Raw genomic sequence first — 13,280 nt, 5'->3', positions numbered from 1 at the left:
AGTATTGGCCGCCACGACGGGCCGTATAGCCTGCACGCTAGGTCCTTGAACCGTCTAACTTCAGTCGGTGCGCAAGTGTTCAAGAACGAATGCAACCCGCCGTTCCACCGTTACTTTGGGAAGCACGCATGTTCTGTAGCCCTCCTTTACATAGGGCAGCACGGTCGGCTCGAACGAGCGTGCGGCGCGCTCAAACGGCGCGCGCCGCCATTGATCGCAAACGTAAATCTCGGGCCAAGGCTCTGCCACGAACACGGTAGCTGCATAACGCCGCGCTTTCGATTCCTCAATGAACTCGGGGTTGATGTCGAGGTTGAGTAGTTCCATGTGACCGAAGCATTCGGGAATGCCACGATCAAAAAACACAGGTTGAGGGAGGGATTTTGCCGCCTCGTACGCCTTGATGTTTCGCGCTACAACCGCGTTCATGAATGCCTGCAGGTTGGTGCCAGGAAGCAGCGTTCCCCCACATTTTTCCTGTTCGTGAACGATTGAAAGCGCGGCCTCGGGCATGACTGAAAAGCCTCGTTCGCTGAGCGCGTTCAAAAGAGTCGACTTACCGGCGCCTGAAGCACCGGTAATGACATAGAACTTTTCGCAACCCATCAACGGATCATCCTTTGGTCTTTTGCTGTGGTTGCGCGTACGAGGCAACCTCGTGAGAGTAAGCCAATTCCGGACGGGTATCGAGGATGGCGATGCGCTCCAAGGTGTCGAAGGGGGGGCAAGACGCGTTGCGGTGCGTGTAATAGGGCCGCAGCTTGTCCTCAAGAATCGCGTCTACCGCATCGAGGCTGCGAGCTTCGGGATTCAGCCACGCATCAATGTTCTCCGGCTTGATCGGAATCGGGCAGCGGTCGTGCCCGGCCTCGGCAATCTCAGGCGGCGGATCGTCGGTGATGATGGCGAACGACAGCAGATCCTTCTCGCCCGGCTTGGTCGCGCGCCAGTGTGACCACACGCAGGCGACGAGCAGGGTCTGTGGCGGGTCGGGTCGGAATTCGAGCACGACGTTTTTGCCGTCTGGCCCGGTTACGTTCTCATAGAAGGCGTCGACCAGGACAAGACCGTGCGTGTGGCCGTATTGGCCTTTCCAGAAGCCGCGTAGGTTGTCGCGGCGGGCGTTGTAGGTGCCGGGATACTGCTCGTCGTAGAAGGCCGGTTTGCCGGCGGGGCGGCACTGATGTGCGTACCCGTGCCACTCGTACGAGCGCGAGGTGAGCGTGGAATAGGGAGTCTGCGGCACGGGGCGTCGGATCAGCGCACTCGAATATTGGACACTGTCAAATATTCGGCCCCAACCGCGCTGCGCGGAGAAATAGAAAAGCCAGTGTAACCGCTTGATTACACTGGCTTTTGTTTGGTCGGGGCGAGAGGATTTGAACCTCCGACCACCTGCACCCCATGCAGGTACGCTACCAGGCTGCGCTACGCCCCGAAGCCTGAAAGTATAACAGAGGCGTAGCACCGATGACTAGTAGTTCGCTCGCAGTTCGATCAAGCCACGTGTGGCCATGTTGCGCCGGGCGGCGGCAAAGAAAATCCTTGCGCTAGAGTGCGCTCTAGTATCTGTAATCAGAGCGTTCACACTAGGAGACTCCCATGAACGCGCTCGAGAACAAGCAGATCGTGCAAGCCGCTTTTGCCGAACTGGCTGTGAGCAACGCCAAGCCATTCGTTGATCTCATGGCGGATGATTTCTGCTGGGTTTGCACTGGTACGACGCAGTGGTCTCGTCGCTATGCAGGCAAGCAGACGGTGCTGGGCGAACTGTTCGCTCCGCTGCGTGCGAAGCTCGGCCGCATCACGACCGTTGCCAACCGCTTTACTGCCGATGGCGATACCGTGGTCGTAGAAGCGCAAGGCCGTAACACGACGCGCGATGGCGTTGCCTATAACAATCAGTACTGCTTCGTCATCCACATGCAGGAGGGCAAGATGCGCGAACTGATCGAGTACTTCGACACCGATCTCGTCAACCGGGTGCTTGGCGATCCGGCGGCTGTCTCCACTGAGTCCCATGGCTGAGCGCGATCCGGCTCGCTTGCTGATCGGTGCCTTGGCTGAACGCACGGGCCGCAGCATTCATACGATTCGCTGGTACGAGGCCCAGGGGCTGATTCCCGGCGTTGCGCGCGATGCGACGGGCCGACGTGTTTATACCGAGCAGCACGTCAACTGGCTTGAGTTGATGGAGCGCCTGCGCAATACGGGAATGTCGGTCGCACAGATGCGCGAATACACAGCGCTAGTGTGTGAGGGCCGCAGCACCTTGAAGGCTCGACATGCGTTGCTGATTGCACATCGCGCGCAGGTGACGCAGATGATCGCCGAGTGGACGCGCTCGCTCGCGCTGATCGACGGCAAGATCGATTTCTACGGCGAATGGGTGGCCACGGGAACGCGGCCGGTACGCGAGCCTAGGCTGTCGCAAAGCATCGCGAGAACGAGCACGCGTCGCAAGCCGGAGCGCTAGCGATGGCTGCGACGTTGGCGGATGATCAACCCTGCGCGCGCCGATACCGCGCCGGCGTCATTCCCAGTTGCTGCTTGAACGCCTTGCCGAATGCCGCCTCGGATTGATAGCCGACGCGCGCTCCGATTTCTCCTGCACTGAGCCGCGTATGGACCAACGCGTCGCATGCCAGCGTCATGCGCACGCGCGTGAGAAAGTCCCACACCGTCATGTCGGCGCGCGCCTTGAAGTGCCGCGCGTAGGTGGCGCGTGACATCGCCGCCAGATCGGCGAGGGTGTCGATGGTCCACGCACGCTCCGGCGCGCTGAGCATGGCTTGTACGGAGGGGCCGAGGCGCGCGTCTGACAGCAACGTGAGCGTGCCGGGGCTCGCGTTTTCCTGCTGGCCGTACACGCGCAGTGCCATTGTCAGCAATGCTTGGCTCAACGAGGTAACGATCGCCAGCGCGCCGGGCGCGCGGGTTTCGGCTTCGTCGCGCATCAGCCCAATGAGTGCCTGCAGTGCCGGATACGACGCGCTATCGCTCAATGACACGTGCAGCGGATCGGGCAGCGTACGCACGAGCAGCGTGGTCGAACCGTGCTCGTGAACGAAGCGGCCGCAAAGCAGATCGACGTCGGCGGCCCCCCGGCCGGTTTGGCGCAGCGGCAGCATGCCGTCATGCGAGTTGCGGGGTTTCCGGGTGGGTGCGTCGGCAGCGCTGAGGTCGTGAATGGTGTGTGCCTCGCCACGCGGGAACAGGATGAAATCGCCTTCGCGCAGCGTGAGCGTGCGGCCGCCAGTGTCGATCAGGCAACTGCCCGACAGCGCCAGATGGAACAGCACTTGGCCATTCGGCTCCGGATCGTGTGGGATCGAGAACGGCCCTTGGAACAGGCACCGCAAATCGAGGCTGGCCTGCGGCCGGGTGAGTTGAATGAATTGGCTGAGCGCATCCATTGAGACGATTTCGATAGAAATTGCGTTTATCAAGTATTCAACGGATCGCGCGTCAAGACAATACTCTTCCCAACGGCGCGGCATCGGGCCAGCGCCACACCGCAGGAGCACATCATGCTGAACTGGGTCGAGTATCGGAAGGAATTGCTGGGTCGCATTGGCGAGATCGGTCAGATCACGCCGGATACGGTCAAGGGCTACAAGACGCTGTCGGCTGCGACAACAGGCAGCCTGGACGCGAAGACGCGCGAACTGATCGCGCTGGCCGTGGCAGTGACCGCGCGTTGCGATGGCTGTATCACCGTGCACACTGCCGAGGCGCTCAAGCATGGCGCAACGCATGAGGAGATTGCCGACGCGCTGAGCGTGGCGATTTCGCTCAATGCCGGGGCGGCGTTGGTGTACTCGGCGCGCGTGATGGACGCGGTTCAGGCCTACGAGAAGCTCTGACCGCGTTAGTTAGCGGGCGATCCGCAGGCGGCAGGTTGCCTGTCGGGTCCCGCCGGAGGCGAGCAGGTGCAGGCCTTCGCCGTGGTGGATCGCATTCGGCAGGCCCATCCATGGTTCGACGCAGTAAAAGTCCGACGTGGCGTTTTCTGTCCAGGTGGTGATGGCGTGCCAGGGCACCGGCGCGCCGTCCACCTCGAAACGAATACGCCGCCCGAGCGGCGCTTCTGTATGCGGCGGAATGACCAGCGTGGCCGGCCCGGCGTCATCGAGTAGGTGATAGCGGTCTTGCAGGGCCGGGTCGTTGAGCTGGTAGGTCCTGCGCCCCGGCTCGGGTCTGGCGAGACTGCCATCGGGCAGTTGGCGCGATAGCCGCGCCGGCGGCATCGACAGCTCGGTTGCGCCACGCAGTGCATGCGGTAGCGCCAAGTAGAAATGATGGCCCGCGTAGAAAGGCATCGGCGCATGCGCGTCGCCTTCGTCCAGATGCTTCACGGAGAAGCTCGCCTCCAACCCGTCGTCAATCAGCCGGTACGTCACGCGAAATTCGAAGGCGAACGGATAGCCTTGGCGCGTTTGAGGGCTGTCGCGCAGCAGCATGACGATGTGCGCGTCGCTTGCGTCTTCCACCTCGAACGGCAGGTCGCGAGCAAAGCCGTGTTGCGGTAGCGCGTGAAGTTGTCCGCGCGCGTCGCGCCAGCGACCGACTTCGCCATCGACAAAATGCCGGCCGATGAAGGGAAACAGCAGCGGATTGCCGCCGCGCACTTTGGCCGGATTGGACCAATCGGCCGGTTCGGGCCAGAAGAGGATGTCTTCGCCGCGATGGCGCCAGCGCACCAACCGGCCGCCGGCTTCCGGCGCGAGCAGCAGCATGGAGCCATCGGCGCGCGTGTCGCCGATGCGGATGAGCGTGCGATCCTGAAAGCGGGCGGTGGGCAGGTCGTGCATGGGTTGGGCGGAGTGACTTGTTGGCATGCGAATCGCATACTAGATTGTCAATGCGTTTTGCCCGGAGGGAAACCATGTCCGTCAATTGCGTGCTGCCCGCACATACCGTTCCCCCACCCGACGAGCCTTCGCCGCCGGGAATTCCCCCCGATCTGCCATCGCCCGATGAACCCCCGCCGCCGGTCGAACCACCGGAGCTGTCGCGGAAGTAATCTGCTGTTACCAATCGTCACAGCTTTGCGTGAAGCGGTTCGTAAGATAGCGCCAGTTCTCGCGCGACTGCGCGTTCCACAACGACAATACGAGCCCAATCATGTCGATTCTTCCGCGTCTGACCCTGTGCGCAGTGCTGGCGGCCTCCGTGGCCGGTTGTGTCGTGGCGCCACCGCAGCCAACGCGCACGGTGGTGGTGCGTGAGCCGGTTCCCGTTGCGGCGCCCGTGGACCCGCGCGCACGCTTTGACCAAATCCAGGGCCGCCTCGCGGAAGAATTCCACCGTATCGACGTTCGCCAATCGCAGGGCTACATCGATCCGTACCGTGCTGACGGCCTGCGCGACCGCCTGCGTCGCATCCGCCAGGAAGCCAACGACATGGCCAGCCAGCATCGCGGTGGCTTGTCCGGCGATGAGCAGCACGCCTTGAACGACGAACTCGGCGCCGTGGCGCACGATATCGGCCGCTAATCCGCTTTCTTTCGGTACCCTCGTTCGCCGATGTTGCGTTGCAATATCGGCGAAATGCATTGTTGCGCGGCGTTGCGTGCGCAGCCGGCGGAAGCTGATACGCTTGCGTTCCTCCTGAACGAGCAAGCCCGACACCGACGCGGCTTCCAGCGGCCGGTTCTGGCCTTGTGCCGTGCGAAAGATCATCCACTGCGACTGCGATTGTTTTTACGCTGCCATCGAAATGCGCGACGATCCGCGCCTGGTTGGCAAGCCGCTGGCCGTCGGTGGGCGGCCGGAGCGGCGCGGCGTGGTCGCAACCTGCAATTACGAGGCGCGCAAGTTCGGCATCCATTCGGCGATGCCCATGGCGCAGGCCGTCAAGCGCTGTCCGGACTTGCTGATCGTGCCGCCGTCCATGGAAAAGTACCGCCAGGTCGCGCGCCAGATCTTTGCCATCTATCGCAGCTACACGCCCTTGGTGGAGCCGCTCTCGCTGGACGAGGCTTACCTGGACGTGACCGAGAGTCCGATGCTTGCGGGCAGTGGCACGCGCATCGCTGAAGACATTCGCCGCCGCGTGCGCGAAGAAGTCGGCATTACTGTGTCGGCCGGCGTGGCGCCCAACAAGTTCATCGCCAAGATCGCCAGTGACTGGAACAAGCCCGACGGCTTGTTCGTCGTGCGGCCGGAGCAGATTGACGCGTTTGTGGCGGAGCTGCCCGTCGATCGCCTGTTCGGCGTGGGCAAGGTGACCGCTGCCAAGCTGCGCCGCCTCGGTGCGGAAACCTGCGGTGATTTACGCGGCTGGGGCACCGACCGCTTGCAGCAGCATTTCGGCGTGTTTGGTTTCCGGCTCCACGACCTTTGCCGCGGCATTGATCATCGGCAGGTGCAACCCTCGCAGATCCGCAAGTCGGTCAGTGTGGAAGAGACCTACGCCACCGATCTGCGCACGCTCGATGACTGCCAGCGCGAGTTGCTCATCCTCGTCGAGCAGCTTGCCGCCCGCGTCGAGCGGGCCCGCGCAGGCAACATGATCCACAAAACCTACGTCAAGCTGCGTTTCGCCGATTTTCGTGGCACGACGGTGGAGTGCATCTCGCCGCAGGTGTCCTTGCCGGTGTTTTCCAAGCTGCTGGTGCAGGGGTTTGAGCGCCGCGGCATCCCAGTGCGATTGCTCGGCGTGGGAGTGCGGCTGTATGAGTCGGATGCGCATGCGCGCCAGCAACCGCTGTTTGCAGAAGACTCCGCCGCCGAGTGAGATCGGGCTCGACCCGGCGATCGGGTACGAATTGACCTATTTTCCTGTCTGTATGAGCCGGCGATAGAAGGGCGGAATGTCGCCTGCGGGTAAAATGCCCGCTTTTTTGCATAATCCGCCGCCGCGCACCACACGTGCGCGACAGTGCATGCCGTCACATTCGGCAGCACGCAGACAGGAGACGCAGTCAATGAGTTTGTTTCGTACCAAAAACGTGGATCACATGATCCGCACGGGCCACAGCAATACCGGCTTGAAAAAAGTCCTCGGGCCCCTCGACCTGACCTTCCTGGGCGTTGGCGCCATCATCGGTACCGGCATCTTCGTTTTGACCGGCACCGGCGCGCTGACGGCTGGGCCGGCGCTAACGTTGTCCTTCGTATTCGCCGCGCTTGCCTGCGGGTTTGCCGCGCTGTGCTACGCCGAATTCGCCTCGACCATTCCCGTGTCGGGCTCCATCTATACGTATGCCTACGCCACGATGGGCGAGCTGGTCGCCTGGATCATCGGCTGGGATCTGATGCTCGAATATGGCTTGGCCACATCCGCTGTTTCTGTGGGTTGGTCGGGCTATTTCCAATCGCTGCTGTCGGGCTTCGGCCTCCATCTGCCTGTGGCGCTCACCGCTGCGCCGGGCGCGATTCCGGGCGTGCAGACGCTGTTCAACCTGCCGGCGCTGGTGATCATGCTGCTGATCACGACGCTGCTGTCGTTTGGCATTCGCGAGTCGGCGCGTGCCAACAACATCATGGTCGCGATCAAGGTGACGGTGGTGCTGCTGTTCATCTTCGTGGGTGTGCGCCATGTGCAGCCTGCCAACTGGCAGCCGTTCATGCCGTTCGGCATGGAAGGCGTGTTCGGCGCTGCGGCCATCGTGTTCTTCGCTTTCATCGGTTTCGATGCGGTCACCTCGGCGGCCGAAGAGGTGCGCAACCCCAAACGCGACTTGCCGATTGGCATCATCGGTTCGCTGGCGGTCTGCACGATTCTCTATGTGCTGGTCGCGGCAATCATGACTGGCATCGTGCCGTTCGCGAAGTTTGCGGGCGTGGATCACCCCGTGTCGCTGGCGTTGCAGATGGCCGGTGAAGGCTGGGTGGCGGGCTTTGTCGATCTGGGTGCCATCATCGGCATGACGACCGTGATTCTGGTGATGGCGTATGGTCAGACCCGCATCATCTTCGCCATGTCGCGCGACGGGCTGCTGCCCAAGCGTCTGTCGCACATTCATCCGCGTTATGCGACGCCGTTCCTGAACACCTGGGTGGTTGGCATCGTTTTCGCGGTGATTGCTGCGTTCGTCCCGCTGAATGTGCTGGCGGAGCTGATCAACATCGGTACGCTGGCGGCGTTCTCGCTGATTGCCGTTGCCGTGCTGGTGCTGCGCCGTACGCGACCGGACCTGCATCGCGGCTTCCGTTGCCCTGGCGTGCCGGTGGTGCCGCTGCTGGCCATCGGCATGTGCCTGTTCCTGATGAGCCATCTGCAGGCCGTGACCTGGATCGCCTTTGTGGTGTGGGTCGCGATCGGTTTGCTGGTGTACTTCGGATATGCACGTCGTCGTTCGCTGCTGCACACGTCGGAACATGGCGCTGCGCCAGTTTCCGAAACGGTCCACTGATCAGAACGCGCGTCCATTCCCTGACGACATGGCTGCCACGCGGCCAAACACTGCCGTTCAGGTCGCCGGCTGGGTGTTTTTTCCCCAGTCGGTGCGCAACTATTACAACGCCGATGTATTGCGTTCAACCGCCGCTCTTTTTGGGCGATGGTTCCAGCGCATCCGGCGTTGACATCAACGTGTCGCAAACCATGTGGTTGCGTGAGCAGGCACCGTTTGGCTGCACGTCCGGCACGCGCCTTGCATGTGGCTTTCGCTTTGCTCAAACGAGCAAGTGCACGACCCTGACAAAAAAGCATAGCTCCGACGATGGGCGCGCGAAGCCTGATGCCGCCTAGGATGGAGGCCTCAAGCCACCCTTCAATGGCTGCGATGCTGCATATGACGCTCGCACGTGCATCGCAAGCTGTGGTTAAAATGATCTGTGCAGCCAGACCAATGTCTGACGAAACCTTGCCGGCCCCCCCGCAAAGTTTCCACGCAACAGCGTGTGCGTTGTTGTCCATTGCAATCGGAGGGCTTTGACGATGGAAATCAAGTTCGAAAAGAAAGAGGCGTACGACATCAACAACGAAGGCCTGCTGTTCGACGCACTGGTCGACGGTGAAAAGGTGACTTGCGTGGCAACGCGCGAGGCGCTTTGGGAAGGGCTGGAAGGTGATCAGGTGTTGTCGCTTCAGGCAGCCTTCGAGGCTGGACAAGAGCGGATCCAGGATGCCGCCCGCGTGCTTATTGCAGACTGCGTGCAGCGATCTCATGGATTAGATGACTTGCCGCAACCGATCGTGGTCAAGCGCGCGCATATTGCGGTGATCTGAGTCTGATCGATTGCCTGCGCAGACATCGGCGTGCCCGATGCTCTGCATGGCGGACACATCGTCCGCCGCCTGAAAAGCCGGTCCGCGTGGCCGGCTTTTTCATTGCGCCGCAGTTTCCCCGACTTGACATGGCTGCAATCCGATCAGATGATTAACATGTTAATTACATGAGGAGGCAGGAGACGCCATGCTGCGAGGCAGACTCGTATCGCCGGAAGGTCAAGTCGTGGAGAAGGTGTTCGCATCCGCCGCAGAGCCCGAGGGTTCCCTGCGTTGGCTGCCGCCGGTCGAAGGTACCGTCGTTGGCGCGTTGCTGAACTACCGCAGCGAACTTGATGCGCTTGGCGATGTGCTATCTGCGCCGCCTTACCAAGCGCCTCCTAAGGCGCCCATCCTGTATCTCAAGCCGGCAAACACGCGCATTGGCCATGGCCGCGATGTGGTGCTGCCGGCAGACGTCGATGGCGTTTGGGCCGGTGCTTGCCTGGGCGTGGTGATCAGTCGCACTGCCACGCGAGTGCGCGCGCTGCACGCCGCGGATTTCATCGCCGGCTACACGATCGTCAACGACCTGACCGTGCCGCATGCGAGCTACTACCGCCCGGCGATTCGCCACAAGTGTCGCGACGGTTTTTGCCCGATGGGACCATGGATGATCGACCGCGAAGATGTGCCCGACGCTGATGCACTTGATATCACCGTGCGCGTCAACGGTGAGATCAGACAGCGTGCAAACACGTCGACGCTTGTGCGGCCCGTCGCACAACTGCTCGCCGACGTGACGGCATTCATGACGCTTGAAGCAGGCGATGTGCTGCTCGTTGGCATGCCCGAGAGTCCGCCGCTGGCGCGCGCAGGTGATCGCATCGATATCGACATCGCCCACGTGGGCACACTGACGACCACGTTGATCCGCCAATCGGAGGTTTCGCGATGAAACACGCGCGTATTGCCTATGACGGCGCGATCCATCACGCCACCGCCATGCCCGGTGACGACACGCGTCTGCGATTGGCCGACGGCCGCGTCCTGCATGAAAGCGAAGTCGTATGGCTGCCGCCGGTGGAACCCCGCACGGTCTTCGCGCTGGGCCTGAACTACGCCGACCACGCCAAGGAGCTGGCCTTCAAAGCACCCGAGGAGCCGCTCGCATTCCTAAAAGGGCCGAATACGCTGATTGGCCATCGCGCCCATACCGTGCGCCCAGCTGGCGTTGCGTTCATGCACTACGAATGCGAGCTGGTTGTGGTCATCGGCAAGACCGCGCGTAATGTGCCGCGCGAGCACGCTTATGACTATGTGGCTGGATATACGGTGGCCAACGATTACGCCATCCGCGACTACCTCGAGAACTACTACCGTCCGAACCTGCGCGTGAAAAGCCGCGACACCTGCACGCCCATCGGGCCGTGGCTGGTTGACCGAGATGACGTGCCCGACCCGATGAACCTCGCGTTGCGCACCATCGTCAACGGCCGCGTCACGCAGGAGGGCAACACACGCGACATGATCTTCGACGTTCCGGCGCTGATAGTGTGGTTCTCCAGCTTCATGACGCTCAGCCCCGGCGACATGATCCTGACAGGCACGCCCGAGGGCTTGGCCGACACGCAACCCGGCGACGAGGTCATTACCGAAATTGAAGGCATCGGCAGGCTGGTGAGCACCATCGTTGCCGAAGAACCGAACAAGGAGCCCGCATGAGCCTCGTCAACATGGACCCTGTCAAGCATTGGATCGATGGCCGGCAGGTCGACAGCGTCGAGCGTTTCATTACGACCAACCCGGCGACGGGCGAGGCCATCGCTGAGGTGGCGTCGGGCGGTGAAGCGGAGATCAACGCGGCGGTAGCGGCAGCCAAGGCAGCATTCCCGGCCTGGGCCAACACGCCAGCCAAGCAGCGCGCCAAGCTGATGCGCCGTTTGGGCGAGCTGATCGAGCAGAATGTGCCGCACCTGGCCGCGCTGGAAACGATGGACACCGGCCTGCCGATCGCGCAGACGAGCAAGCAGCTCATTCCGCGTGCTTCCGAGAACTTCCATTTCTTCGCCGAGGTGTGCACGCAGGTCAACGGCCGCACGTATCCGGTGGACGATCAGATGCTGAATTACACGCTGTATCAGCCGGTGGGCGTGTGCGCGTTGATCTCGCCTTGGAACGTGCCGTTCATGACGGCCACCTGGAAGGTCGCACCGTGTCTGGCGCTGGGCAATACGGCCGTGCTGAAGATGTCGGAACTGTCGCCGCTGACAGCGGATCAACTCGGCCGCCTGGCGCTGGAAGCCGGTATTCCGGCGGGCGTGCTGAACGTGGTGCAAGGCTATGGCGCCACGGCCGGCGATGCGCTGGTGCGCCATCCGGATGTGCGGGTGGTGTCGTTCACCGGCGGCACGACCACCGGCAAGCGGATCATGGAACGTGCCGGCCTGAAGAAATTCTCGATGGAGCTGGGCGGCAAATCGCCCGTGCTCGTCTTCGATGATGCGGACCTGGATCGCGCGCTGGATGCGTCGCTATTCACCATCTTCTCGATCAACGGCGAGCGCTGCACGGCCGGTTCGCGCATCTTCGTGCAAGAAAGCGTCTACGACGATTTTGTGCACAAGTTTGCCGAGCGTGCCAAACGGCTTGTGGTGGGCGATCCGGCGGACGAGAAGACCAATGTCGGCTCGATGATCACGCGCGCTCATTGGGAGAAGGTCACGGGCTACATCCGCTTGGGCGAACAGGAAGGCGCGAAGATTCTGGCCGGCGGTGCGGAAAAGCCCGCGGGCCTGCCCGACCACCTCAAGAACGGCAACTTCGTCGCGCCCACGGTGCTGGCTAACGTCGACAACCGCATGCGAGTTGCGCAGGAAGAAATCTTTGGCCCTGTGGCCTGCCTGATCCCATTCAAGGATGAAGCCGATGGCCTGAAACTCGCCAATGACGTGGAATATGGCCTGGCTTCGTACATCTGGACGCAGGATGTGGGCAAGGTGCACCGTGTGGCGCGCGGTATCGAGGCCGGCATGGTATTCGTCAACAGCCAGAATGTGCGCGACCTGCGCCAGCCTTTTGGGGGTGTAAAAGCATCCGGCACCGGGCGCGAGGGCGGCGAGTACAGTCTGGAGGTGTTTGCCGAGATCAAGAACGTCTGTGTCTCGATGGGCAGCCACCACATTCCGCGCTGGGGCGTTTGACGCACCGCCGGAGACACCACAACAAAGGCGGAAGGAGACACCATGGGCAAGCTGGCCTTGGCCGCGAAGATCACCCACGTGCCGTCGATGTACCTGTCGGAGCTGCCGGGCAAGCATCATGGCTGCCGCGAGGCGGCCATCGAGGGCCACCGCATCATCGGACAGCGTTGCCGCGATCTGGGCGTGGACACCATCGTCGTGTCCGACGTGCACTGGCTGGTCAACGCCGGCTACCACGTCAATTGCAATGCGCGCTTCGAAGGCGTCTACACGAGCAATGAGCTGCCGCATTTCATCAAGGACATGCGGTACGCGTATCCGGGCAACCCGGCGCTTGGTCGATTGATTGCGGAGACGGCATCGGCGCGCGGTGTGTTCACGCGTGCGCACGAAATCGACAGCCTTGAGCTCGAGTACGGCACGCTGGTGCCGATGCGGTACATGAACAGCGACCAGCACTTCAAGGTCGTGTCGATCGCGGGCTGGTGCGCGTGGCACAAACTGGAAGAAAGCCGCCGCTTTGGCGCCGCGCTGCTTGAAGCCATCGAGGCCAGCGACAGCAACGTCGCATTTCTCGCCAGCGGATCGCTCTCGCACCGTTTCAACGACAACGGAAGCCCCGAAGAATCCATCCATCAGATCAGCCGCGAGTTCTTCAGGCAGGTCGATCTGCGCGTGGTCGAGCTATGGAAGCAGGGCGACTGGAAGACCTTCTGCGCGATGCTGCCCGAATACGCCTCGCTGTGCGAGGGCGAGGGCGGCATGCACGACACGGCCATGTTGCTCGGTCTGCTTGGCTGGGACGCCTATGACAAGGGCGTCGAGGTCGTCACCGAGTATTTCCCCAGTTCCGGCACCGGGCAGATCAACGCGATCTTTCCGCTGCCCACGCGTGGTCAAACTGGAGTGTGAGGAGG

Annotated in this window: 15 protein-coding genes and 1 tRNA gene; 11 read left to right on the top strand and 5 right to left on the bottom strand. The window is 62.1% G+C overall.

Annotation, left to right across the window (positions count from 1 at the left end; all coding sequences use genetic code 11):
* Window positions 1-60: 60 nt before the first annotated feature.
* From ACCD03_RS16830 to ACCD03_RS16820, 3 genes are all read right to left on the bottom strand, one after another.
* Window positions 61-606, bottom strand: coding sequence for an AAA family ATPase (locus ACCD03_RS16830; protein WP_413412352.1), 546 nt, complete (start codon window positions 604-606; stop codon window positions 61-63).
* Between the two features lie 7 nt (window positions 607-613).
* Window positions 614-1,246, bottom strand: coding sequence for an SOS response-associated peptidase family protein (locus tag ACCD03_RS16825; protein WP_413412351.1), 633 nt, complete (start codon window positions 1,244-1,246; stop codon window positions 614-616).
* Window positions 1,247-1,361: 115 nt separating this feature from the next.
* Window positions 1,362-1,438 (bottom strand) — tRNA-Pro (locus tag ACCD03_RS16820).
* 164 nt (window positions 1,439-1,602) lie between these two features.
* Between ACCD03_RS16820 and ACCD03_RS16815 the strand changes: the two genes are divergently transcribed.
* Both ACCD03_RS16815 and ACCD03_RS16810 read left to right on the top strand, forming a co-directional pair.
* On the top strand, window positions 1,603-2,028 hold the full coding sequence (locus ACCD03_RS16815) for a nuclear transport factor 2 family protein (RefSeq protein ID WP_316674949.1): 426 nt from the start codon (window positions 1,603-1,605) through the stop codon (window positions 2,026-2,028).
* A complete protein-coding gene (locus ACCD03_RS16810) occupies window positions 2,021-2,476 on the top strand; it encodes a MerR family transcriptional regulator (protein WP_413412350.1) in 456 nt (151 codons plus the stop codon). Before ACCD03_RS16815 ends, ACCD03_RS16810 begins: the two co-directional genes overlap by 8 nt.
* Window positions 2,477-2,501: 25 nt before the next feature.
* Here ACCD03_RS16810 and ACCD03_RS16805 read toward each other — a convergent pair whose 3' ends face one another.
* On the bottom strand, window positions 2,502-3,416 hold the full coding sequence (locus ACCD03_RS16805; RefSeq protein WP_413412349.1) for a cupin domain-containing protein: 915 nt from the start codon (window positions 3,414-3,416) through the stop codon (window positions 2,502-2,504).
* 114 nt (window positions 3,417-3,530) lie between these two features.
* Between ACCD03_RS16805 and ACCD03_RS16800 the strand changes: the two genes are divergently transcribed.
* Complete coding sequence (locus ACCD03_RS16800) at window positions 3,531-3,866, top strand: carboxymuconolactone decarboxylase family protein (RefSeq protein ID WP_253539858.1); 336 nt, start codon at window positions 3,531-3,533, stop codon at window positions 3,864-3,866.
* A gap of 9 nt (window positions 3,867-3,875) precedes the next feature.
* On the opposite strand, the gene ACCD03_RS16795 is transcribed toward ACCD03_RS16800, so the two are convergent.
* Complete coding sequence (locus tag ACCD03_RS16795; protein WP_413412368.1) at window positions 3,876-4,814, bottom strand: aldose epimerase; 939 nt, start codon at window positions 4,812-4,814, stop codon at window positions 3,876-3,878.
* 313 nt (window positions 4,815-5,127) lie between these two features.
* Between ACCD03_RS16795 and ACCD03_RS16790 the strand changes: the two genes are divergently transcribed.
* The 8 genes from ACCD03_RS16790 (at window position 5,128) to hpaD (ending at window position 13,275) form a co-directional block, all read left to right on the top strand.
* Window positions 5,128-5,499 carry a hypothetical protein gene (locus ACCD03_RS16790; protein WP_316674955.1) on the top strand — a complete coding sequence of 124 codons (372 nt, stop codon included), beginning with the start codon at window positions 5,128-5,130 and terminating at the stop codon, window positions 5,497-5,499.
* A gap of 223 nt (window positions 5,500-5,722) precedes the next feature.
* Window positions 5,723-6,742, top strand: coding sequence for a DNA polymerase IV (dinB, locus tag ACCD03_RS16785; RefSeq protein ID WP_413412367.1), 1,020 nt, complete (start codon window positions 5,723-5,725; stop codon window positions 6,740-6,742).
* Between the two features lie 190 nt (window positions 6,743-6,932).
* Window positions 6,933-8,363, top strand: coding sequence for an amino acid permease (locus ACCD03_RS16780; RefSeq protein ID WP_045203173.1), 1,431 nt, complete (start codon window positions 6,933-6,935; stop codon window positions 8,361-8,363).
* Between the two features lie 527 nt (window positions 8,364-8,890).
* Window positions 8,891-9,181, top strand: coding sequence for a DUF1488 family protein (locus ACCD03_RS16775; RefSeq protein WP_024975517.1), 291 nt, complete (start codon window positions 8,891-8,893; stop codon window positions 9,179-9,181).
* A 187-nt stretch (window positions 9,182-9,368) separates the two neighbouring features.
* Entirely contained in the window at window positions 9,369-10,118 is a 750-nt protein-coding gene (locus ACCD03_RS16770; protein WP_413412348.1) for a fumarylacetoacetate hydrolase family protein, read from the top strand.
* Complete coding sequence (locus tag ACCD03_RS16765; RefSeq protein WP_413412347.1) at window positions 10,115-10,885, top strand: fumarylacetoacetate hydrolase family protein; 771 nt, start codon at window positions 10,115-10,117, stop codon at window positions 10,883-10,885. Before ACCD03_RS16770 ends, ACCD03_RS16765 begins: the two co-directional genes overlap by 4 nt.
* Window positions 10,882-12,363, top strand: a complete 1,482-nt coding sequence (gene hpaE, locus ACCD03_RS16760) for a 5-carboxymethyl-2-hydroxymuconate semialdehyde dehydrogenase (protein ID WP_413412346.1) — start codon at window positions 10,882-10,884, stop codon at window positions 12,361-12,363. The genes ACCD03_RS16765 and hpaE overlap by 4 nt, the downstream gene beginning before the upstream one ends.
* Before the next feature lie 42 nt (window positions 12,364-12,405).
* Entirely contained in the window at window positions 12,406-13,275 is an 870-nt protein-coding gene (hpaD, locus tag ACCD03_RS16755) for a 3,4-dihydroxyphenylacetate 2,3-dioxygenase (RefSeq protein WP_252691454.1), read from the top strand.
* Window positions 13,276-13,280: the final 5 nt, after the last annotated feature.

The organism is Ralstonia sp. Ralssp135, assembly GCF_047304345.1.
Classification (GTDB): Bacteria; Pseudomonadota; Gammaproteobacteria; order Burkholderiales; family Burkholderiaceae; genus Ralstonia; species Ralstonia chuxiongensis.
The sequence above is the reverse complement of the archived record's forward strand: the minus strand, read 5'-3'. Positions and strand labels throughout refer to the sequence as shown.

Excerpts from the sequence above, each read along its gene's own strand:
- ACCD03_RS16765 (WP_413412347.1), top strand. The coding sequence starts at position 10,115 with ATGAAACACGCGCGTATTGCCTATGACGGCGCGATCCATCACGCCACC.
- ACCD03_RS16775 (WP_024975517.1), top strand. The coding sequence starts at position 8,891 with ATGGAAATCAAGTTCGAAAAGAAAGAGGCGTACGACATCAACAACGAA.
- ACCD03_RS16815 (WP_316674949.1), top strand. The coding sequence starts at position 1,603 with ATGAACGCGCTCGAGAACAAGCAGATCGTGCAAGCCGCTTTTGCCGAA.
- ACCD03_RS16780 (WP_045203173.1), top strand. The coding sequence starts at position 6,933 with ATGAGTTTGTTTCGTACCAAAAACGTGGATCACATGATCCGCACGGGC.
- hpaE (WP_413412346.1), top strand. The coding sequence starts at position 10,882 with ATGAGCCTCGTCAACATGGACCCTGTCAAGCATTGGATCGATGGCCGG.
- ACCD03_RS16805 (WP_413412349.1), bottom strand. The coding sequence starts at position 3,416 with ATGGATGCGCTCAGCCAATTCATTCAACTCACCCGGCCGCAGGCCAGC.
- hpaD (WP_252691454.1), top strand. The coding sequence starts at position 12,406 with ATGGGCAAGCTGGCCTTGGCCGCGAAGATCACCCACGTGCCGTCGATG.
- ACCD03_RS16830 (WP_413412352.1), bottom strand. The coding sequence starts at position 606 with ATGGGTTGCGAAAAGTTCTATGTCATTACCGGTGCTTCAGGCGCCGGT.
- ACCD03_RS16810 (WP_413412350.1), top strand. The coding sequence starts at position 2,021 with ATGGCTGAGCGCGATCCGGCTCGCTTGCTGATCGGTGCCTTGGCTGAA.
- dinB (WP_413412367.1), top strand. The coding sequence starts at position 5,723 with ATGCGCGACGATCCGCGCCTGGTTGGCAAGCCGCTGGCCGTCGGTGGG.
- ACCD03_RS16770 (WP_413412348.1), top strand. The coding sequence starts at position 9,369 with ATGCTGCGAGGCAGACTCGTATCGCCGGAAGGTCAAGTCGTGGAGAAG.
- ACCD03_RS16795 (WP_413412368.1), bottom strand. The coding sequence starts at position 4,814 with ATGCACGACCTGCCCACCGCCCGCTTTCAGGATCGCACGCTCATCCGC.
- ACCD03_RS16800 (WP_253539858.1), top strand. The coding sequence starts at position 3,531 with ATGCTGAACTGGGTCGAGTATCGGAAGGAATTGCTGGGTCGCATTGGC.
- ACCD03_RS16790 (WP_316674955.1), top strand. The coding sequence starts at position 5,128 with ATGTCGATTCTTCCGCGTCTGACCCTGTGCGCAGTGCTGGCGGCCTCC.